The sequence below is a fragment of the Salmonella sp. NW884 genome, from assembly GCF_051700745.1.
Lineage (GTDB): Bacteria > Pseudomonadota > Gammaproteobacteria > Enterobacterales > Enterobacteriaceae > Salmonella > Salmonella enterica.
In genome coordinates, this window is record NZ_JAMMDE010000004.1 from 177,095 (window position 1) to 197,684 (window position 20,590).

15 protein-coding genes and 1 pseudogene are annotated in these 20,590 nt (G+C 55.8%); 11 read left to right on the forward strand and 5 right to left on the reverse strand.

Features of this window, described 5'->3' with window-relative positions:
* Positions 1 to 156 precede the first annotated feature (156 nt).
* The 4 genes from dppB to dppF are packed head-to-tail and all read left to right on the forward strand — an operon-like array spanning position 157 to position 4,092.
* Complete coding sequence (gene dppB / locus NA197_RS11480; protein WP_000938843.1) at positions 157 to 1,176, forward strand: dipeptide ABC transporter permease DppB; 1,020 nt, start codon at positions 157 to 159, stop codon at positions 1,174 to 1,176.
* Between the two features lie 9 nt (positions 1,177 to 1,185).
* The gene (gene dppC, locus NA197_RS11485) at positions 1,186 to 2,088 is read left to right on the forward strand and encodes a dipeptide ABC transporter permease DppC (RefSeq protein WP_000084690.1); all 903 of its coding nucleotides are present in this window, start codon (positions 1,186 to 1,188) and stop codon (positions 2,086 to 2,088) included.
* 10 nt (positions 2,089 to 2,098) lie between these two features.
* Positions 2,099 to 3,082: a dipeptide ABC transporter ATP-binding protein gene (gene dppD, locus NA197_RS11490; protein ID WP_001196509.1), complete on the forward strand. Its 984-nt coding sequence runs from the start codon at positions 2,099 to 2,101 to the stop codon at positions 3,080 to 3,082.
* Positions 3,079 to 4,092, forward strand: a complete 1,014-nt coding sequence (gene dppF, locus NA197_RS11495) for a dipeptide ABC transporter ATP-binding subunit DppF (protein WP_000103563.1) — start codon at positions 3,079 to 3,081, stop codon at positions 4,090 to 4,092. Before dppD ends, dppF begins: the two co-directional genes overlap by 4 nt.
* Before the next feature lie 100 nt (positions 4,093 to 4,192).
* Here dppF and NA197_RS11500 read toward each other — a convergent pair whose 3' ends face one another.
* Both NA197_RS11500 and NA197_RS11505 read right to left on the reverse strand, forming a co-directional pair.
* Complete coding sequence (locus tag NA197_RS11500; protein ID WP_001150175.1) at positions 4,193 to 5,491, reverse strand: aromatic amino acid transport family protein; 1,299 nt, start codon at positions 5,489 to 5,491, stop codon at positions 4,193 to 4,195.
* A gap of 117 nt (positions 5,492 to 5,608) precedes the next feature.
* Positions 5,609 to 5,761 (reverse strand): annotated as a pseudogene (locus NA197_RS11505) (PLP-dependent transferase); the annotation flags it as partial.
* Between the two features lie 372 nt (positions 5,762 to 6,133).
* Between NA197_RS11505 and NA197_RS11510 the strand changes: the two are divergent.
* Complete coding sequence (locus NA197_RS11510) at positions 6,134 to 6,241, forward strand: type I toxin-antitoxin system toxin Ldr family protein (RefSeq protein ID WP_001537650.1); 108 nt, start codon at positions 6,134 to 6,136, stop codon at positions 6,239 to 6,241.
* Positions 6,242 to 6,322: 81 nt separating this feature from the next.
* Here NA197_RS11510 and bcsG read toward each other — a convergent pair whose 3' ends face one another.
* The 3 genes from bcsG to bcsE are packed head-to-tail and all read right to left on the reverse strand — an operon-like array spanning position 6,323 to position 9,758.
* Positions 6,323 to 8,002, reverse strand: coding sequence for a cellulose biosynthesis protein BcsG (bcsG, locus tag NA197_RS11515; RefSeq protein ID WP_023227405.1), 1,680 nt, complete (start codon positions 8,000 to 8,002; stop codon positions 6,323 to 6,325).
* Positions 7,999 to 8,190, reverse strand: a complete 192-nt coding sequence (gene bcsF, locus NA197_RS11520; protein WP_000988321.1) for a cellulose biosynthesis protein BcsF — start codon at positions 8,188 to 8,190, stop codon at positions 7,999 to 8,001. The genes bcsG and bcsF overlap by 4 nt, the downstream gene beginning before the upstream one ends.
* Positions 8,187 to 9,758 carry a cellulose biosynthesis c-di-GMP-binding protein BcsE gene (gene bcsE / locus NA197_RS11525; protein ID WP_074181616.1) on the reverse strand — a complete coding sequence of 524 codons (1,572 nt, stop codon included), beginning with the start codon at positions 9,756 to 9,758 and terminating at the stop codon, positions 8,187 to 8,189. The genes bcsF and bcsE overlap by 4 nt, the downstream gene beginning before the upstream one ends.
* A 244-nt stretch (positions 9,759 to 10,002) precedes the next feature.
* On the opposite strand from bcsE, the gene bcsR reads away from it, so the two are divergent.
* The 6 genes from bcsR to bcsC are packed head-to-tail and all read left to right on the forward strand — an operon-like array spanning position 10,003 to position 20,528.
* Positions 10,003 to 10,206, forward strand: coding sequence for a cellulose biosynthesis protein BcsR (gene bcsR / locus NA197_RS11530; RefSeq protein ID WP_000282616.1), 204 nt, complete (start codon positions 10,003 to 10,005; stop codon positions 10,204 to 10,206).
* Complete coding sequence (gene bcsQ, locus NA197_RS11535) at positions 10,207 to 10,959, forward strand: cellulose biosynthesis protein BcsQ (protein WP_023227406.1); 753 nt, start codon at positions 10,207 to 10,209, stop codon at positions 10,957 to 10,959.
* Complete coding sequence (bcsA, locus tag NA197_RS11540) at positions 10,956 to 13,580, forward strand: UDP-forming cellulose synthase catalytic subunit (protein ID WP_001275346.1); 2,625 nt, start codon at positions 10,956 to 10,958, stop codon at positions 13,578 to 13,580. The genes bcsQ and bcsA overlap by 4 nt, the downstream gene beginning before the upstream one ends.
* 10 nt (positions 13,581 to 13,590) lie before the next feature.
* Entirely contained in the window at positions 13,591 to 15,891 is a 2,301-nt protein-coding gene (gene bcsB, locus NA197_RS11545) for a cellulose biosynthesis cyclic di-GMP-binding regulatory protein BcsB (RefSeq protein ID WP_023237415.1), read from the forward strand.
* A gap of 3 nt (positions 15,892 to 15,894) precedes the next feature.
* Positions 15,895 to 17,004, forward strand: a complete 1,110-nt coding sequence (gene bcsZ, locus NA197_RS11550; protein ID WP_017465356.1) for a cellulose synthase complex periplasmic endoglucanase BcsZ — start codon at positions 15,895 to 15,897, stop codon at positions 17,002 to 17,004.
* Positions 16,986 to 20,528 carry a cellulose synthase complex outer membrane protein BcsC gene (gene bcsC, locus NA197_RS11555; protein ID WP_064043341.1) on the forward strand — a complete coding sequence of 1,181 codons (3,543 nt, stop codon included), beginning with the start codon at positions 16,986 to 16,988 and terminating at the stop codon, positions 20,526 to 20,528. The genes bcsZ and bcsC overlap by 19 nt, the downstream gene beginning before the upstream one ends.
* The last annotated feature ends 62 nt before the right edge of the window (positions 20,529 to 20,590 follow it).

Here is a 20,590-nt window from a genome sequence, read left to right on the forward strand (position 1 = left end):
TTAAAAGAGCGCTGCGCCCCGGTGTTGTGTAGGCCGGATAAGCGCAGCGCCATCCGGCGTAATGCTTTATCCGCGATGCAGTTTGCGTGGGATAAGATTTGTGAGCAATACAGACTCACGGTTCCAGGCCGTGGGTCATGAGAGAGAATTCGGGTTATGTTGCAGTTCATTCTCCGACGTTTGGGACTCGTTATCCCGACGTTTATCGGTATTACCCTTCTCACCTTTGCCTTTGTCCACATGATCCCCGGCGATCCGGTGATGATCATGGCGGGTGAGCGAGGTATTTCCCCTGAGCGTCATGCTCAACTGCTGGCTGAACTCGGTCTTGATAAACCGATGTGGCAGCAGTACCTCCATTATATCTGGGGGGTGATGCATGGCGATTTAGGCATCTCGCTGAAAAGTCGAATCCCCGTGTGGGACGAGTTCGTGCCTCGCTTTAAAGCGACGCTGGAGCTTGGCGTCTGCGCCATGATTTTTGCCGTCGCCGTGGGGATTCCGGTGGGCGTGCTGGCCGCAGTGAAGCGCGGTTCTATCTTCGATCACACTGCCGTTGGCCTGGCGCTGACCGGTTACTCTATGCCTATCTTCTGGTGGGGCATGATGCTGATCATGCTGGTCTCCGTCCACTGGAACCTGACGCCGGTTTCCGGGCGCGTGAGCGATATGGTGTTCCTTGATGATACCAATCCGTTGACGGGCTTTATGCTGATCGACACCGCTATCTGGGGCGAAGAGGGTAACTTTATTGATGCGCTGGCGCATATGATCCTGCCTGCGATGGTGCTCGGCACAATCCCTCTGGCCGTCATTGTGCGTATGACCCGTTCGTCGATGCTGGAAGTGCTGGGGGAGGATTACATCCGTACCGCACGCGCCAAAGGGTTGACCAGGATGCGCGTCATTATCGTCCATGCTCTGCGTAACGCCATGCTGCCAGTCGTCACCGTGATCGGCCTGCAGGTCGGGACGCTGCTGGCAGGCGCGATTCTGACAGAAACTATCTTCTCGTGGCCCGGTCTGGGACGCTGGCTGATCGATGCGCTGCAACGTCGCGATTATCCGGTAGTGCAGGGCGGCGTGTTACTGGTAGCGACGATGATTATTCTCGTCAACCTGCTGGTAGACCTGCTGTACGGCGTGGTGAACCCGCGTATTCGGCATAAGAAGTAAGGGGCCATCATGTCACAGGTTACTGAAAATAATGTTAATGCCGCACCGGCGCCCATGACGCCATTGCGGGAGTTCTGGCACTATTTCAAACGCAATAAAGGCGCGGTCGTCGGGCTGGCGTATGTTCTCATCGTGATCCTGATTGCGGTGTTTGCCAACTTTATTGCGCCGTACAACCCGGCAGAGCAGTTCCGCGATGCGCTGCTGGCGCCGCCGGTCTGGCAGGAAGGCGGCAGTTGGGCGCATATTCTGGGAACGGATGATGTTGGTCGCGATGTCCTCTCGCGCCTGATGTATGGCGCGCGTTTGTCGCTGCTGGTCGGCTGTCTGGTGGTCGTCCTGTCGCTGGTAATGGGGATTATTCTCGGCCTGGTCGCGGGTTACTTCGGCGGTCTGGTCGATAACATCATCATGCGCGTGGTCGATATTATGCTGGCCCTGCCGAGCCTGCTGCTGGCGCTGGTGCTGGTGGCGATCTTCGGTCCCTCCATCGGCAACGCGGCGCTGGCGTTGACGTTTGTGGCGCTGCCGCACTACGTCCGCTTAACCCGCGCGGCGGTTCTGGTAGAGGTGAACCGTGATTATGTGACTGCCTCCCGTGTGGCGGGCGCAGGCGCGATGCGTCAGATGTTCGTCAATATTTTCCCGAACTGCCTTGCGCCGCTGATCGTGCAGGCGTCACTGGGCTTCTCTAACGCCATTCTCGATATGGCTGCCCTCGGCTTCCTGGGGATGGGCGCACAGCCGCCTACGCCGGAATGGGGCACCATGCTCTCTGACGTATTGCAGTTCGCGCAAAGCGCCTGGTGGGTCGTGACCTTCCCGGGGCTGGCGATTCTGCTGACGGTGCTGGCATTTAACCTGATGGGTGACGGTCTGCGTGACGCGCTCGATCCCAAACTGAAGCAGTAAGAGGTTCGAGATGGCGTTATTAAATGTAGATCAATTATCGGTGCACTTCGGCGACGAAGGGACACCGTTCAAAGCCGTCGACCGCATTAGTTACAGCGTGAAGCAGGGTGAGGTGGTCGGTATTGTCGGCGAGTCTGGTTCCGGCAAATCTGTCAGCTCGCTGGCGATTATGGGGCTTATCGATTACCCAGGCCGCGTGATGGCGGAAAACCTGCTCTTTAACGGACAGGATCTGAAGCGCATTTCCGAGAAGGAACGTCGCAACCTGGTGGGCGCTGAAGTGGCGATGATTTTCCAGGACCCGATGACCAGCCTCAATCCTTGCTATACCGTTGGCTTTCAGATTATGGAAGCCATCAAGGTACATCAGGGCGGGAACAAGAAAACCCGTCGTCAGCGAGCGATTGACCTGTTGAACCAGGTGGGCATTCCCGATCCGGCCTCTCGTCTGGATGTCTATCCGCACCAGCTTTCTGGCGGCATGAGTCAGCGCGTGATGATTGCGATGGCCATAGCCTGTCGACCAAAGCTGTTAATTGCCGATGAACCGACCACGGCGCTGGATGTGACTATTCAGGCGCAAATTATTGAGCTGCTGCTGGAGTTGCAGCAAAAAGAGAACATGGCGCTGGTGCTGATTACCCATGACCTGGCGCTGGTGGCGGAAGCGGCGCACAAAATTATCGTCATGTACGCCGGGCAGGTCGTCGAAACCGGCGCTGCGCAGGATATTTTCCGCGCGCCGCGTCATCCCTACACCCAGGCACTGCTACGCGCGTTACCAGAGTTTGCTCAGGACAAAGCGCGTCTGGCGTCGCTGCCGGGTGTGGTGCCGGGGAAATATGACCGACCGACGGGTTGTCTGCTTAACCCGCGCTGCCCCTACGCCACGGACAGATGTCGTGCGGAAGAACCTGCTCTCAACCAACTGGACGATGGACGTCAGTCAAAATGTCATTACCCACTCGATGATGCCGGGAGGCCCACACTATGAGTACGCATGAGGCCACCTTGCAACAGCCGCTGTTGCGGGCTATCGACCTGAAAAAACACTATCCGGTGAAGAAGGGGATCTTTTCTCCGGAACGGCTGGTAAAAGCGCTGGACGGCGTGTCGTTTAATCTCGAACGCGGTAAAACGCTGGCCGTAGTGGGGGAGTCCGGTTGTGGAAAATCCACACTGGGTCGCCTGCTGACGATGATTGAAACGCCAACCGGCGGCGAGCTTTATTACCAGGGGCAGGATCTGCTCAAACACGATCCGCACGCGCAGAAACTGCGGCGGCAGAAAATTCAGATTGTGTTTCAGAACCCCTACGGTTCCCTGAACCCACGCAAGAAAGTGGGGCAAATTCTGGAAGAGCCGTTGCTGATCAATACCAGCCTGAGTAAAGCGCAGCGTCGTGAAAAAGCGCTGGCGATGATGGCGAAGGTGGGGCTGAAAACCGAGCACTACGACCGCTATCCGCATATGTTCTCCGGCGGCCAGCGTCAGCGTATCGCTATCGCCCGCGGTCTGATGCTTGATCCGGACGTAGTGATTGCCGACGAACCGGTCTCCGCGCTCGACGTGTCGGTGCGCGCCCAGGTGCTGAACCTGATGATGGATTTGCAACAGGATATGGGGCTGTCTTATGTCTTTATCTCGCACGACCTGTCGGTGGTGGAACACATCGCCGATGAAGTGATGGTCATGTACTTAGGCCGCTGCGTGGAGAAAGGGACCAAAGAGCAGATTTTTAACAATCCACGTCATCCCTATACCCAGGCGTTGCTCTCCGCCACGCCACGGCTGAATCCGGACGATCGCCGTGAGCGGATTAAGCTGACCGGCGAGTTGCCGAGCCCGCTGAACCCGCCGCCGGGCTGCGCCTTCAACGCCCGCTGCAGCCGCCGCTTCGGACCCTGTACGCAGTTACAGCCGCAGCTTAAAGAGTACGACGGCCAGTTGGTGGCCTGCTTTGCCGTCGATCAGGATGAAAATCCGCAGAAACCGCTGAGTTAATTGCGTTTTATGCCGGATGGCGGCTGCGCCTTATCAAGCCTACACCGTACCTGTAGGCCTGGTAAGCGTAGCGCCACCGGGCATGGCTCTTTGGCACGGCTTATTCAATCAATTTTAATAACGGCGACAGGCACAACAATATTCCATATAACAGAATAAGCCAGGTTTTCAGGCCGCGTAATTTTTCCAGTTGCGCTACTTTATAAATCAGGAAAAAGGGAATAATACACGCGACAATGCCATAAAGCGGACTGCCTAACTGGAAAAAGACCAATACTGAGACGCGAAACGAAACCCAAATAACCAGAGTAACCACGATAAAGACACAGATTCCAGATGTCAGTAACAGTGGGTTGACGTTTTTGACATCCATAATACGACTCAATACATTCAGTACAATACCTTTAAGCGCTTCGTGAAAACCTAAATAAATACCAAAGAACGCGGTAAGTACGGCAAAAATATTGAGGATGGTAGAGGTAATGTGGATGATATGGCCAGGGATTACCTGAGCTGCCAGCGCAAGAGCGGAAATATTCTGCTCGAATGCTGATACCGCTTCTTCATGGCTAATCGAAAAGGTAAATGAGAACGAGAAAAAGAGAATAATGGCAATCAGCGTAATATAGCTAATGCGATGCGTGCGAATCGCCATCCGGGTAGCCAGCACACGGTCAGGCTCGCGCTTACGATAGGCGATGTTCATTGGGTTTAGCACCTGAATGAAGACCGCAGAAAAGAAGCAAAATGGGATAGTGAGCAGTACGTCGCGAAAGAAAACTGATGCGGCGGGAAAGGCTGAAATATTATCAAGATTCCAGTGTGGGATCATCGCAAAACCGAATATCAGAATGATCCCGACTTTTACCACCACCATCGGGCCGGAAATTTTAAATAATAGCTTTTCCCCGCCGGAGGCAATCGCCACCAGCACGGCGAAAATCGCGACTTTATAGATAATAGACTGCGAAAGATCGGCCTCAGTAAGGCCGAAGGTTTTGATATAGGAGGCGCTATCAAACACCACCGACAGGGAGTAAATAAACACCCCGTGGATAATCATAAGAAAATAGATTACACCGAGAAAAACGCCCCAGTTTTTGCCAAGATAGTGACTGATAATATCGGTATAATCGTCACAGGTTTCGCTTTCAGATAACGTTTTTAGATAAATATCCTGCACAATATAGGTAGCGGGATAGGCGATGATAAAAGCGGTAATAAATACCCAGATCCCCTTGAGACCGATTTGCACTGGCATTAAGACGGTACCGGCGCCGATCGCCATTCCGATACACAAGAGCACCCAGCCAAAATCATATTTTGTAAACGGTAATCTCGTTGAAAGCGGTGTGGTCGTAGCGTTACTGTTATTTAATGGTAATGTGTCGTCCTGCATAGAGCCCCCTGCCCAAAATATACGCAGCTCTCTCATAAAGAATGCTGCCTATAACCAGGCTATAGTGCCTTGATACCCGATGCGGCAAACCGGTGACAGCGGTTCGCCGAGCAATCGTCAGAATGCTGCTTTTCTGCTGGCGCGTTCAAGGTCATGAATAATATCGTCGGGATCTTCAGGTCCCGCTGAAAGACGGATAAGTTCGTCGGTAATACCTGCTTTTAGCCATTCCTCTGGCGCAACAGGCGAATATGTCATAGACGCAGGATGCTGAACGAGGGTTTCGGTATCACCGGGACTGGCCGCGAGGAGGCATAATTTACAGAATTGAGCGGCTGACTGCCAGCGTCAGAAATGCTGAATGTATTCTGGCAAATAAAAGTAGTCGTCTGCGAAGCGTCACGCAGATTGCGCGTTAGCGCCGTGCCGGGACGGGGATTTTGCCGTAATATCAGCAGCAAGCCGGGTTTACCCGGTGAGGCGCAATGTTGCGGGGGCTTGATCCCCGGCGGCATTGGTTGCTGGAAAGAGAAAACCTCCGCACGTTGACTGGTATAAACCTGGCAACCTGACGGAGGCTAACTTGATCCTCAACACATCAAGGATAGCCGCGAACGGTTGCCATTGCAACAAGGCGGCTATATGACGCTTACGCAGTTGGGCGTGGCCTTCTGGCACGATCTGGCGGCGCCGATCATTGCTGGCATTATCGCCAGTGTGATCGTCAACTGGCTACGTGACAGGAAGTAACGCGTTTTGAGCGTCTGTCCGCCGTAATGGCAACATGCGCCCGAACCAGGCCGCAGGGGAAACCTTGCGGCCTTTTTCGGTTTACTGCGGGTAAGGCACCCAGTCGCCGCCATTCAGACGAACGTAGGGCTTACCCTGGTACTGAATCACCACCGCATTAGCGTTTTCTGAAACCGGCGCGGTTTGCGGCAGATTGCTGGTCAGCTTGTTCCAGTTCACACTGTCTTCGGTAAAGAGCTTACCGTCCACGGCGCGTACGACCAGTTCGGAAATCGCCAGGTAGCTGCTCGGCTGATTAATATCAATCGGCGCGCCCTCATGCGGGGCTTTCATGCCAAAAAATTTCACGCCCGCCGGGACATTGGTGATGGAGGGGCTGGGAATATCGCGCAGGCCTGAGATCTGCATTCTGTCGCCCTTCAGCGCGCCGCCGTGCTCCGGTACGACCACCACCATCACCTTACGCCCGGATTTCTCCAGTTCGGTAAAGAAAGCGTCCAGTTCATCGAACAGTTTCTGCGCGCGGATTTTATAATCCGCCGTTTTGCTGACGCCGGGGAAATGGTTGCCATCGTGCAGCGGCAGCAGGTTAAAGAAAGTCGCGGAGCGGGAATTGGCTTCACGTTCTTCCCCTGTCAACCAGCGGTTCAGGACCGCCAGATCGTCATATACCGGCGAGCCGTCGAATGACAGCAGGGCGGTTGGCAGGCCGGACTGGTTCATCAGTTCGCTCTGCATACCGCCGTTTTCGCGAACTTCTTTCAGGAAGCCGCCAAATTCACCGTTATGATCCATCATCAGATGCTGAGTAAAACCCAGCTTCGCCAGATTATCAAACAGATAACATTCGTTATCGGCTGGTTGATAAAGTCGGGTATGCGATGGTTGACCACAGCTGGCGCGCAGCAGACGAATGGCCGCCGGGCCGCTGTAAGACGTGCCGGAATTAAAGTGTTTAAACAAAATGTCAAAGTGCGACCATAGCGGATGTGACATCAAGCCTGCCGCTTCGACATCCGACCAGGAGAGCGAACAAATATTGATGACCAATAGGTCGAACGGCTGCGCATCAGGCGGAAGCTGCGCCGGGAACGTCGTTTTCCGCTTTTCTTCCGCGGCATAGAAGGTGTTCAACCAGGCGTTCAGATTCGCGGTCGTCGGCGGCGCGGTTTGCGCAGGCATATCGCCGATGACCGGCTTATCGCCCGCTGTCGCGACGGTAGCGGCTGCGTTACCGCCAGTCGTCGTCACCGTATCGGTTGGCTGGCCTGCCGGCCACAGAGTAAAAACCGGGCCGGTTAATGTCAGGACATTCAGCCATACCATGATGGCGACCACAAACACCGTAACCCGAATCCACTGTGATAAAAAAAGCCAGGCAACCAGCAGTACGAAGATGGCGCCGATCATGTGCCAGTTAATAAAACGGGCGATCAGATCGAGCAGATAACCGGAGCTGAATTCCGCCACCTGCGTCCCCTGGCTCATAATGCTTTGCGGGCCGGGCAGCCAGGTATCATGCCAGAACAGCGCGAAGCCGACGGGAATGGCAATCCAGTGGCGCAACCGGTGAAGGCGATATTTTGGTATTGGCATGAGCAGAAACGCCATGAATACCAGATTCAGTAAAGGATGAAAATTCAGATAGCCTGCCCACAGCAGGCCAAACTTGACCAGAAAATAGAAGTTCCAGCCGGAAAGACCGCGCCAGTACTGCCAGAGCGGAGAAGGCATTGAAGGAGTTTGAGTATGCTGAGTCATTTTTTGTCTGCCTTGACTTTCGTAGCGCGGCGCAGAGTTCCGGCTGGTTTTACATAACGAGGTTTGGCAAATAGCAGCCGGGTTGTATCACTGATACGGCGTAGCGAATGACGCGCCAGATACCCCAGCGGAAAGAAAATCAGCGCGCAAAAAAGAATAATTTGCACGATATCGCTGATGGTCATCATGATGCACGCTCCGCGGTGTCGTCGAGCAATCGCAGGGGTTCAGGAATACGACGCCAGATGCGGCCATCGTGTTCGGCATTTATTACCGGGTCGGCGCGTTTTGCCAGCGGTAGCGGCGTTCCCCACAGTTCCGGCGACAATAAGCGCATCTGCACCAGCTCGGCGCTGATTTGTTTATCTTCGAACCAGACCATACGATTAGAGAAAATATCGCCCGTCGGCAAAGGGAAAATATGGTTTAACGCGGTATCCAGATCGTTGACCCGGCAGAATGATAAAAACAGCACCAGACGGTTGCCGCCGATGGTCATAATATCGCCGGTTCGGTTTGGCCGACATAATGTTAACGCCTGCTCAACCCGAATGCCCGGCACCGGGCGCAGCGCGACCAGAACGCCTTTCCCGTCGGCGGGGAGTAGGGTGTTGCTCATCATCGTATGGATGGCATCGCAGAAGGTATCCCACGGCTGAAAACCGCGCAGTTTCAACGGCTGCGTCATCGACAGTAGCGTGGTGATGTCTTCCGGTACGTAACGGCTGAACTGCTGCCCCTGCACGCTTTCAATAAGCGTCAGGCAGCGTGAAAGCGGGGCGTTCCAGGGAATGATCATATTCGCGCCGCAGCCCAGCAGCAGGCGCTCATCGGTGGCGCGCAAACTGGCGATATTTTCGCGCACGACAATTTTCAGCGCGCTTCCCCGCTGGCGTCGCAAAGTATGAATGCGACGAGCAAGCGGCTCGATTTGGTTGTTCTGTGTAAGCGAAAAAATAATTGTCGCGGCCTGCGCCGTGCGCGCGTCGTTGAATAGCGCTTCGTTATTGTCGAAAAGCGTCCAGTGTTCCGAGAGCGGCGGCGCGCCTTCAAGGACGTCGACGTGGCTAAGAATGCGTTTTTCGTCGCTACGCGGCTGAATTGCCGTCTCCTCCTGATGGGATAGCGTCCAGCGTTCGTCCTGCTGACACAGCAATAACTGCTGTCGGGCGCTGACGCCTTTTTCGTTACACCAGAAGGCAATATCGAACAAATGTTGGTCGCCCTGAAAACGTAAACTGGCGAGGCCGAAAAGTGAGCGATACTCGCCCATCAACAACGAGGACTGTTTATCGCTATTATTACAAGGGTTAATAACCAACAATGAACAGTGATGAAAACGAGTCCATTTACTCATTTTTTCCAGCCATTTATGCAGGCTTTCTGACGTTATATTCCGCCACGTGTTATTTGCACAAATAAGAATGAAAAAGTAATGCGTCGGGTTAACAGAACAAAGCAAATCGTGGGGCAAAGAGTATAGCCCTTTTTCTGAATCCGGCATGGTAAATAAGCGGATTTTCTCCGGACCGTGAGATTCATCTAATTTGATTACTTTGCCAGGATCGCCTTCCATGCCGATGACGGCGACATTTGCATTCTCCGTTTGTGACGCAATCGTTTGATTCACCAGGCTGATGGCATCTTGCTGGCGATCGGCGTTAACCCACCAGACGCCGCCGGTTGGCATATGGCGCAGTTCATCCCATAATGATGAGATGCCGAGAGAAAATACGGGGTCCACAGTGTCCCTCATGTCACTATTTTAACTGTTTATCAGTTTACTAGCGAAAGCACAGAAATAAACCTAACATTGAAATTAAAACGCATCAGATTTAGCATGTGAATCAATTTGTCCGGCAGGATGCCCTGTAACTCTGCGCTTTGCATTTTTACACATTATAAATGATGTCACGGAAAGATGAAAAATGTGCGTTCTCCCGTATTGACGACGGGGCGTAATGCTGCCAGTGAGAAATATTTAAAAAGGAGCAACCAGAATGTATAACAATGAACCTGGCGCTCAGTCCGATCCAACGTTGGGCTACACTTTTCAAAATGATTTTCTGGCATTAAGCCAGGCGTTTTCACTACCCGAAATAGATTATACCGATATTTCCCAACGCGAACAGTTGGCGGCGGCGATTAAAAGATGGCCGCTCCTGGCTGAATTTGCGCAACCACATTCATTAAGGAAGCCATGAATGGCGATTCTGGGACTGCAGGGCGTGCGCGGCGGGGTGGGAACCACATCTCTCACCGCAGCACTCGCCTGGGCGTTACAAATCTTAGGGGAAAATGTCCTGGTGATTGACGCCAGCCCCGATAACCTGCTGCGCATGTCGTTTAACGTCGACTTTGTCCATCAGGGCGGTTGGGCGCGATCGTTGCTGGACGGTCAGGACTGGCGCGATGCCGGGTTACGTTATACCTCGCAGCTTGATCTACTGCCGTTTGGACAGCTCACCGCGCAAGAGCGGGAAAATCCGCAGGCCTGGCAGGAGACGCTGGTAGAGATCGGATCGGCTATCCAGGCGCTGAAAGCGAGCGGGCGTTATAGCTGGATTTTACTGGACTTGCCCTACGGCGCGTCACCGCTGACACGGCAGCTGCTGAGCCTCTGCGACCATACGCTGGCGATAGCCCAGGTTGACGCTAACTGCCATATTCGCCTTCATCAGCAGGCGTTGCCTGCCGGAGCGCATATTCTGATCAATGACTTACGCATTGGCAGCCAGTTACAGGACGATCTGTACCAGGTTTGGCTGCAAAGCCAGCGCCGGTTGCTGCCTATTGTGATCCATCGCGATGAAGCGATGGCGGAGTGCATGGCGTCGAAACAGCCGTTAGGCGAATATCGCAGCGATTCGTTAGCCGCCGAAGAGGTGTTAACGCTGGCGAACTGGTGCCTGCTGCATGATGCGGGTGACAAAACGTCCGCCGGGAGCCTGCGATGAGCGCCCTTTCCCGGTGGCTGCTTATCCCGCCGGTTAGCGCGCGTTTGAGCGAGCGCTATCAGGGTTACCGCCGCCACGGCGCGTCGCCGTTTAGCGCAGCGCTCGGCTGCCTGTGGACGATTCTGGCGTGGATAGTGTTTCCGCTTGAGCATCCGCGCTGGCAGCGTATTCGCGACGGGCATAAAGCGCTTTATCCGCATATTAACGCCGCCCGCCCGCGCCCGCTGGACCCGGCCCGCTACCTCATTCAGACCCTCTGGCTGGTGATGATCTCGTCGACTAAAGAACGTCATGAACCGCGCTGGCGGTCATTTGCGCGCCTGAAGGACGTTCGTGGACGTTACCATCAATGGATGGATACCTTACCGGAACGGGTGCGTCAAAAGACAACGCATCTGGAAAAGGAAAAAGAGCTGGGACATCTTAGCAACGGCGCCCGGCGTTTTATTCTGGGCGTTATCGTGACCTTTTCACTGATACTGGCGCTGATCTGTATTACGCAGCCATTTAACCCGCTATCGCAATTTATCTTTCTGCTGTTGCTGTGGGGCGTTGCGCTGTTGGTACGACGTATGCCGGGACGCTTTTCCGCGCTGATGCTCATCGTGCTGTCGCTAACGGTCTCCTGTCGTTATATCTGGTGGCGCTATACCTCGACGTTAAATTGGGACGACCCGGTCAGTCTGGTGTGCGGGCTGATTCTGCTGTTTGCGGAAACCTACGCCTGGATTGTACTGGTGCTGGGGTACTTCCAGGTGGTGTGGCCGTTAAATCGTCAACCGGTGCCGTTGCCGAAAGAGATGTCGCAGTGGCCGACGGTGGATATTTTTGTACCGACCTATAACGAAGACCTTAATGTGGTCAAAAATACCATTTACGCTTCGCTTGGCATTGACTGGCCGAAGGACAAGCTGAATATCTGGATCCTTGATGACGGCGGGCGCGAATCATTTCGTCAGTTTGCCCGACATGTTGGCGTGCATTACATTGCCCGCACCACGCATGAACACGCCAAAGCCGGCAACATCAACAATGCGCTAAAACACGCGAAAGGCGAGTTTGTGGCGATCTTCGATTGCGACCATGTGCCGACACGCTCGTTTCTGCAAATGACAATGGGCTGGTTCCTGAAAGAAAAACAGCTGGCGATGATGCAGACGCCGCATCATTTCTTCTCCCCGGACCCGTTTGAGCGCAACCTGGGACGTTTTCGTAAAACGCCTAACGAAGGCACGCTGTTTTACGGACTGGTGCAGGACGGTAACGATATGTGGGACGCCACTTTCTTTTGCGGATCGTGCGCGGTGATTCGCCGTAAGCCGCTGGATGAGATTGGCGGTATCGCCGTTGAGACGGTGACGGAAGATGCGCATACTTCGCTCCGGCTGCACCGGCGAGGTTATACCTCAGCGTATATGCGCATTCCGCAGGCGGCGGGGCTGGCGACGGAAAGCCTGTCGGCGCATATCGGGCAGCGTATTCGTTGGGCGCGGGGCATGGTGCAAATTTTCCGCCTCGATAACCCTCTGTTTGGTAAAGGCTTAAAACTGGCGCAGCGGCTGTGCTACCTCAACGCGATGTTCCATTTCTTGTCCGGCATTCCGCGCCTGATCTTTCTGACCGCGCCGCTGGCTTTTCTGCTGCTGCACGCCTATATCATTTATGCGCCTGCGTTGATGATTGCGCTATTTGTGATACCGCACATGGTCCACGCCAGCCTGACTAACTCGAAGATTCAGGGCAAGTATCGTCACTCTTTCTGGAGTGAAATCTATGAAACGGTACTGGCATGGTATATCGCACCGCCGACTCTGGTCGCGTTGATCAATCCGCACAAAGGGAAATTTAACGTCACGGCGAAAGGCGGGCTGGTGGAAGAGAAGTACGTCGACTGGGTAATCTCGCGTCCGTATATCTTCCTTGTCTTGCTTAACCTGCTCGGCGTGGCGGCGGGCGTATGGCGATACTATTACGGGCCGGAAAATGAAACGCTGACCGTCATCGTTAGCCTGGTGTGGGTCTTCTATAACCTGGTCATTCTCGGCGGCGCGGTTGCGGTTTCGGTAGAGAGTAAACAGGTCAGGCGCGCGCATCGGGTCGAGATTGCCATGCCGGGGGCCATCGCCCGCGAAGATGGACATTTGTTCTCCTGTACCGTACATGACTTCTCCGACGGCGGGTTAGGCATCAAGATCAACGGTCAGGCGCAGGTGCTGGAAGGGCAGAAAGTGAATCTGTTGCTTAAACGCGGGCAGCAGGAATATGTCTTTCCAACGCAGGTGGTGCGCGTAACGGGCAATGAGGTCGGACTACAACTGATGCCGCTCACCACCAAACAACATATTGATTTTGTGCAGTGTACCTTCGCGCGCGCCGATACGTGGGCGCTTTGGCAAGATAGCTTCCCGGAAGATAAACCGCTGGAAAGCTTGCTGGATATTCTGAAGCTGGGCTTCCGCGGATATCGCCACCTCGCGGAATTCGCGCCGCCTTCAGTAAAAGTAATTTTCCGATCGTTGACGGCGTTAATTGCCTGGATTGTATCGTTTATTCCGCGTCGCCCGGAGCGGCAAGCGGCGATACAGCCGTCGGATCGGGTTATGGCTCAGGCTCAACAATGATGATAATGCGATGAAAAGAAAATTGTCCTGGATTTGTGCGGCGGTAATAGGATTAAGCGCGTTTCCTGCTTTCATGACGGCGGCGGCGCCTGCTACGCCGCCATTGATAAATGCTGAACCCACCGAGCCTGCGCCGTCGCCCGCAACTGAGGCGCCCGTCGTGGCGCAGACCGCGCCTTCGCGCGAGGTCAAGCTGACCTTTGCGCAAATCGCGCCGCCGCCGGGCAGCATGGCGCTGCGTGGCGTTAACCCTAACGGCGGCATTGAATTTGGTATGCGCAGCGATGAAGTGGCGTCGAAAGCGGTGCTGAATCTGGAATATACGCCCTCGCCGTCGCTCCTGCCGGTTCAGTCGCAGCTCAAGGTTTATCTCAATGATGAACTGATGGGCGTACTGCCGGTGACAAAAGAGCAGTTGGGGAAAAAGACGCTGGCGCAGGTACCTATCAATCCGCTATTTATCACCGACTTTAACCGGGTGCGGCTGGAGTTTGTCGGCCACTATCGCGACGTGTGTGAAAACCCGGCCAGCAGTACTCTGTGGTTAGACATCGGGCGAAATAGCGCCCTGGATCTGACCTATAACATGCTGCCGGTGAATAACGATCTGTCCCACTTCCCGGTGCCGTTTTTCGATCCGCGGGATAACCGTCCGGTGACGTTGCCGATAGTGTTTGCTGACATGCCGGATCTGGCGCAGCAGCAGGCGGCTTCTATTGTCGCGTCCTGGTTTGGCTCGCGGGCGGGCTGGCGCGGTCAGCGCTTCCCGGTGTTGTATAATCACCTGCCGGATCGCAATGCGATCGTGTTCGCCACCAACGATCGACGCCCCGATTTCTTGCGCGATCATCCTGCGGTTAACGCGCCGGTTATCGAGATGATGAGCCATCCGGATAATCCGTATGTGAAGTTGCTGGTTGTGTTTGGTCGAGATGATAAAGACCTGTTGCAGGCGGCAAAAGGTATCGCGCAAGGGAATATTCTCTTCCGTGGTTCCAGCGTGGTGGTCAACGATGTAAAACCGCTGCTGGCGCGCAAACCGTATGATGCGCCGAACTGGGTGCGTACCGATCGCCCGGTCACTTTTGGCGAGCTGAAAACCTATGAAGAGCAGCTCCAGTCGAGTGGGCTGGAGCCGGCGCCCATCAACGTTTCTTTGAATCTGCCGCCGGATCTCTATTTGCTGCGTAGCAACGGTATTGATATGGATCTCAACTACCGTTATACCTCGCCGCCGACCAAAGACAGTTCACGGCTGGATATCAGTCTGAATAACCAGTTCCTGCAAGCCTTTAGCCTTAACAGCACGCAGGAAACTAATCGACTCCTGTTGCGCTTGCCGGTACTTCAGGGACTGCTGGATGGTAAAACGGATGTGTCTATTCCGGCGCTCAAACTGGGGGCGATGAACCAACTACGTTTTGACTTCCGCTACATGAATCCGATGCCGGGCGGGTCGGTGGACAACTGTATTACCTTCCAGCCGGTACCGAATCATGTGGTGATAGGGGATGACTCCACTATCGATTTTTCGAAATATTACCACTTTATCGCGATGCCGGATTTACGCGCGTTCGCCAATGCGGGTTTCCCGTTCAGCCGGATGGCCGACTTGTCTGACACGCTGGCGGTGATGCCGAAGACTCCAACCGAAGCACAAATGGAAACGCTGCTGAATACGGTCGGCGCCATTGGCGGGCAGACCGGTTTCCCGGCAATTAATCTGACCATCACCGATGATAGCGCTCAGATAGCCGACAAAGACGCCGATCTGCTGATTATTGGCGCTATTCCGGGCAAGCTAAAAGACGATAAGCGTATCGATCTGTTGGTACAGGCGACACAAAGCTGGGTAAAAACCCCGATGCGGCAGACCGCTTTCCCGTCGATTATGCCGGATGAGGCCGATCGCGCGGCGGATGCGCAGTCCACCGTCACCGCCAGCGGCCCGATGGCGGCGGTGGTGGGCTTCCAGTCGCCGTTTAACGATCAGCGCAGCGTGATTGCTCTGCTGGCTGACAGCCCGCGCGGTTACCAGCTACTGAACGACGCCGTGAACGACAGCGGTAAACGCGCCGCGATGTTTGGTTCCGTGGCGGTGATCCGCGAGTCCGGCGTTCACAGTCTGCGCGTTGGCGATATCTATTACGTCGGACATCTGCCGTGGTTTGAGCGGCTGTGGTATGCGCTGGCGAATCACCCGGTGCTGCTGGCGGTACTGGCGGCCCTCAGTGTGGTATTACTGGCGTGGGTATTGTGGCGTCTGCTACGTATTCTCAGTCGCCGTCGTCTCGACCCTGACCATGAGTAACGCATGATGACTATGCTGCGCGGGTGGATAACGATGTTCGTCATGCTGACGGCAATAAATGCGCAGGCAGCCTGTAGCTGGCCTGCGTGGGAACAGTTCAAGAAAGATTACATTAGCCAGCAGGGACGCGTTATCGATCCGGGCGATGCGCGAAAAATTACCACCTCCGAAGGGCAGAGCTACGCCATGTTCTTTGCCCTGGCGGCGAACGATCGACCGGCGTTCGCGCAACTGTTTAACTGGACGCAAAACAATCTGGCGCAGGGATCGCTGCGTGAACATCTGCCCGCCTGGCTGTGGGGACAAAAAGATCCCGACACCTGGTCGGTGCTGGACAGCAACTCCGCGTCCGACGGCGATATCTGGATGGCATGGTCGCTGCTGGAGGCCGGTCGCCTGTGGAAAGAGACGCGTTATACCGAGGTGGGCACGGCGTTGCTAAAACGCATCGCCCGCGAAGAGGTCGTGAATGTGCCGGGGCTGGGCTCAATGCTGCTACCTGGCAAAATCGGCTTTGCCGAGGCGAATAGCTGGCGTTTTAACCCAAGCTATCTGCCGCCGCAGTTGGCGCAATACTTTAGCCGTTTTGGCGCGCCGTGGTCGACGCTACGGGAAACCAATTTGCGGCTTTTGCTGGAAACCGCGCCGAAAGGTTTCTCGCCGGACTGGGTGCGTTATGAAAGCAAGCAAGGCTGGCAGTTGAAAGCGGAAAAGACGCTGATCAGTAGCTACGATGCGATTCGCGTCTATTTATGGGCGGGAATGATGCATGATGGCGATCCGCAAAAAGCGCGTTTACTGGCGCGATTTAAACCGATGGCGACGTTAACGATGAAAAACGGCGTTCCACCGGAGAAAGTGGATGTCGTCAGCGGGAATGCGCAAGGGACGGGGCCGGTCGGGTTTTCCGCCGCTTTACTGCCTTTCCTGCAAAATCGCGACGCCCAGGCCGTGCAGCGACAGCGGGTCGCAGACCATTTTCCTGGCAGCGATGCCTATTACAACTATGTGCTGACTCTCTTTGGACAAGGCTGGGATCAGCACCGTTTTCGCTTCACCGTCAAAGGTGAATTATTACCTGACTGGGGCCAGGAATGCGTAAGTTCACGTTAAGTCTCATGCACGCTTTTTTGCCGGCTGGCGGTCGAAACGCCTTACCTGGCAAAAGGGGCGTTTCTCGGGCATTGTTGGGTTTATCGCTTGGTATGGCGCTAACACCGCTTGCCGGCGCAGCGACCTCCGCGCAGCAACAGTTGCTGGAGCAGGTTCGGCTGGGCGAGGCCACGCACCGTGAGGACTTAGTCCGTCAGTCGCTCTATCGCCTGGAGCTGATCGACCCCAATGATCCACAGGTTATCGCCGCCCGTTTCCGCTATCTGTTGCGCCAGGGGGATAGCGACGGGGCGCAGAAGCTACTTGACCGGCTGGCGCAACTGGCGCCGGAGTCGACGGCGTATCAATCTTCCCGCACCGCGATGCTGCTCTCCACGCCGCAAGGACGCCAGTCTTTGCAGGAGGCGCGTTTACTGGCGACGACCGGCCATACTGAACAAGCGATCGCCAGCTACGACAAGCTGTTTAAAGGTTATCCGCCGGAGGGCGAACTGGCGGTCGAATACTGGACGACCGTGGCGAAATTGCCCGCCCGCCGTCACGAAGCGATTAACCAGCTACAGAAAATCAATGCCGTCAGTCCGGGTAATAACGCTCTGCAAAATGCGCTGGCGCAACTGTTGTTCGCCAGCGGGCGGCGCGATGAGGGATTCGCGGTGCTAAAACAGATGGCGAAATCCAGTACGGGACGCAGCGCGGCCTCCGCCATCTGGTACCAGCAGATAAAAGATCTCCCGGTGAGCGACGCCAGCGTAAAAGCGTTGCAAGACTATCTGACGCAGTTTAGCGAAGGTGATAGCGTGTCTGCCGCCCGCGCCCAGCTTAGCGAGCAGCAAAAACAGTTAGCCGATCCGGCGTTCCGCGCGCGCTCGCAGGGCATCGCGGCGGTTAATGCCGGAGAAGGCGGCAACGCCATTGCGCAATTGCAGCAGGCGGTGAGCGCCCGGCAGGACGACAGCGAGGCGGTCGGCGCGCTGGGGCAGGCATACTCACAGCGTGGCGATCGCGCCCGCGCCGTCGCGCAGTTTGAAAAGGCGCTAGCGATGGAGCCGCACAGCAGCAGCCGCGATAAGTGGGAGAGTCTGCTGAAGGTCAATCGCTACTGGCTGTTAATTCAGCAGGGCGACGCGGCCTTAAAAGCGAATAATCTGGCCCAGGCGGAGCGTTTCTATCAGCAGGCGCGAGCAGTGGATAACACCGACAGCTACGCGGTACTGGGGCTGGGGGATGTGGCGATGGCGCGCAAAGATAATGCCGCCGCCGAACGTTATTATCAGCAGACGCTGCGTATGGATAGCGGTAATACCAATGCTGTACGCGGGCTGGCGAATCTTTATCGCCAGCAGTCGCCGCAAAAAGCCGCCGCGTTTATCGCTTCTCTTTCCGCCAGTCAGCGGCGCAGTATCGACGATATCGAACGCAGTCTGGAAAATGACCGTCTGGCGCAGCAGGCGGAAACGCTGGAAAGCGAGGGCAAATGGGCGCAGGCCGCAGAACAGCACCGTCGTCGGCTGGCATTAGATCCGGGGAGCGTGTGGGTAACGTACCGACTGTCACGCGATCTGTGGCAGGCCGGGCAGCACGCCCAGGCCGATGCGCAAATGCGCTCTCTGGCGCAGCAGAAGCCAAACGATCCGGAACAGGTCTATGCTTATGGGCTTTATCTTTCCGGCAGCGATCGGGACCGGGCGGCGCTGGCGCATCTCAATACCCTACCGACCAGCCAGTGGAACAGCAATATTCAGGAACTGGCGGGCCGATTGCAAAGTAACCAGGTGCTGGAAAGCGCTAACCGCTTGCGCGATAGCGGCAAAGAACGCGAAGCGGAAGCGTTGTTACGTCAGCAGCCGCCCTCTACGCGCATTGCGTTAACGTTGGCGGACTGGGCGCAGCAGCGTGGCGATAATGCGGCGGCCCGCGCCGCTTATGACGCCGTTCTGGCGCGGGAACCGGGTAATGTCGATGCCATGCTGGGGCGGGTGGAAATCGACATCGCACAGGGCGATAACGCTGCGGCGCGCGCTCAGCTGGCGGCGCTGCCTGCGTCGCAAATCACCTCTATTAACATGCAGCGCCGCGTCGCGCTGGCGCAGCTCCAGCTTGGCGATATCACGGCGGCGGCGCGGACCTTCAACCGCATTACGCCGCAGGCAAAAGCACAGCCGCCATCAATGGAAAGCGCGATGGTATTGCGTGACGCCGCCGCTTTTCAGGCGCAAACGGGCGAGCCGCAGCGGGCGCTGGAGACCTACAAAGACGCAATGGTCGCCGCGGCGATTACGCCGGTTCGTCCCCAGGATAACGATACCTTTACCCGCCTGACGCGCAATGATGAAAAAGACGACTGGCTAAAACGCGGCGTGCGTAGCGATGCGGCGGAGTTGTACCGTCAGCAGGATCTCAATGTCACGTTGGCGCACGATTATTGGGGGTCGAGCGGGACTGGCGGTTACTCCGATCTGAAGGCGCATACCACGATGCTTCAGGTGGATGCGCCCTGGTCGGACGGACGGGCGTTCTTTCGTACTGATATGGTGAATATGGATGTTGGCCGCTTCTCTACGGATGCGGATGGAAAATACGATAATAACTGGGGTACCTGTACGCTGGAGAAATGCAGCGGACATCGTAGCCAGGCCGATACGGGCGCGAGCGTGGCGGTCGGCTGGCAGAATGAGACCTGGCGCTGGGATATCGGCACGACGCCGATGGGCTTTAATGTCGTTGATGTGGTCGGCGGCGTCAGCTATAGCGACGATATCGGGCCGTTGGGTTATACCCTGAACGCGCATCGTCGCCCGATCTCCAGCTCGCTGCTGGCGTTTGGCGGGCAAAAGGATGCCAGCAGCAATACCGGCACCAAATGGGGCGGCGTGCGGGCCAACGGCGGCGGCGTCAGTCTCAGCTATGATAAAGGCGAAGCAAACGGTGTCTGGGCGTCGCTCAGCGGCGACCAGTTGAGCGGTAAAAATGTAGAAGATAACTGGCGCGTGCGCTGGATGACCGGTTATTACTATAAGGTGATTAACGAGAATAACCGCCGTGTTACCGTCGGGCTGAATAACATGATCTGGCATTACGACAAAGATCTGAGCGGTTATTCACTGGGTCAGGGCGGTTATTATAGCCCGCAGGAATACCTGTCGTTTGCGGTGCCGGTGATGTGGCGGCAGCGTACGGAAAACTGGTCGTGGGAGCTGGGCGGCTCGGTATCCTGGTCGCACTCCCGCACCCGTACCATGCCGCGTTATCCGCTGATGAATTTGATCCCGGCGGATTATCAGGAGGATGCGCGTGACCAGACCAACGGCGGCGGCAGCAGCCAGGGATTTGGCTATACCGCGCGGGCGCTCATTGAACGCCGGGTCACTGCCAACTGGTTTGTGGGTACGGCTGTCGATATTCAGCAGGCGAAAGATTATACCCCCAGTCATCTGCTGCTGTATGTCCGTTATTCCGCGGCGGGCTGGCAGGGGGATATGGATTTACCGCCGCAGCCTCTGGTGCCTTACGCTGACTGGTAATCATTGCGTCAGGCCTACGAATTGACAGGCGTTGTAGGCCTGAGAAGCGCAGCGCCATCAGA

Coding starts and splice junctions, on each gene's coding strand:
- NA197_RS11500 (WP_001150175.1), bottom strand. CDS start 5,491: ATGCAGGACGACACATTACCATTAAATAACAGTAACGCTACGACCACA.
- dppD (WP_001196509.1), top strand. CDS start 2,099: ATGGCGTTATTAAATGTAGATCAATTATCGGTGCACTTCGGCGACGAA.
- bcsR (WP_000282616.1), top strand. CDS start 10,003: ATGTATAACAATGAACCTGGCGCTCAGTCCGATCCAACGTTGGGCTAC.
- bcsE (WP_074181616.1), bottom strand. CDS start 9,758: ATGAGGGACACTGTGGACCCCGTATTTTCTCTCGGCATCTCATCATTA.
- dppF (WP_000103563.1), top strand. CDS start 3,079: ATGAGTACGCATGAGGCCACCTTGCAACAGCCGCTGTTGCGGGCTATC.
- bcsQ (WP_023227406.1), top strand. CDS start 10,207: ATGGCGATTCTGGGACTGCAGGGCGTGCGCGGCGGGGTGGGAACCACA.
- bcsF (WP_000988321.1), bottom strand. CDS start 8,190: ATGATGACCATCAGCGATATCGTGCAAATTATTCTTTTTTGCGCGCTG.
- dppC (WP_000084690.1), top strand. CDS start 1,186: ATGTCACAGGTTACTGAAAATAATGTTAATGCCGCACCGGCGCCCATG.
- bcsC (WP_064043341.1), top strand. CDS start 16,986: ATGCGTAAGTTCACGTTAAGTCTCATGCACGCTTTTTTGCCGGCTGGC.
- dppB (WP_000938843.1), top strand. CDS start 157: ATGTTGCAGTTCATTCTCCGACGTTTGGGACTCGTTATCCCGACGTTT.
- NA197_RS11510 (WP_001537650.1), top strand. CDS start 6,134: ATGACGCTTACGCAGTTGGGCGTGGCCTTCTGGCACGATCTGGCGGCG.
- bcsA (WP_001275346.1), top strand. CDS start 10,956: ATGAGCGCCCTTTCCCGGTGGCTGCTTATCCCGCCGGTTAGCGCGCGT.
- bcsB (WP_023237415.1), top strand. CDS start 13,591: ATGAAAAGAAAATTGTCCTGGATTTGTGCGGCGGTAATAGGATTAAGC.
- bcsZ (WP_017465356.1), top strand. CDS start 15,895: ATGATGACTATGCTGCGCGGGTGGATAACGATGTTCGTCATGCTGACG.
- bcsG (WP_023227405.1), bottom strand. CDS start 8,002: ATGACTCAGCATACTCAAACTCCTTCAATGCCTTCTCCGCTCTGGCAG.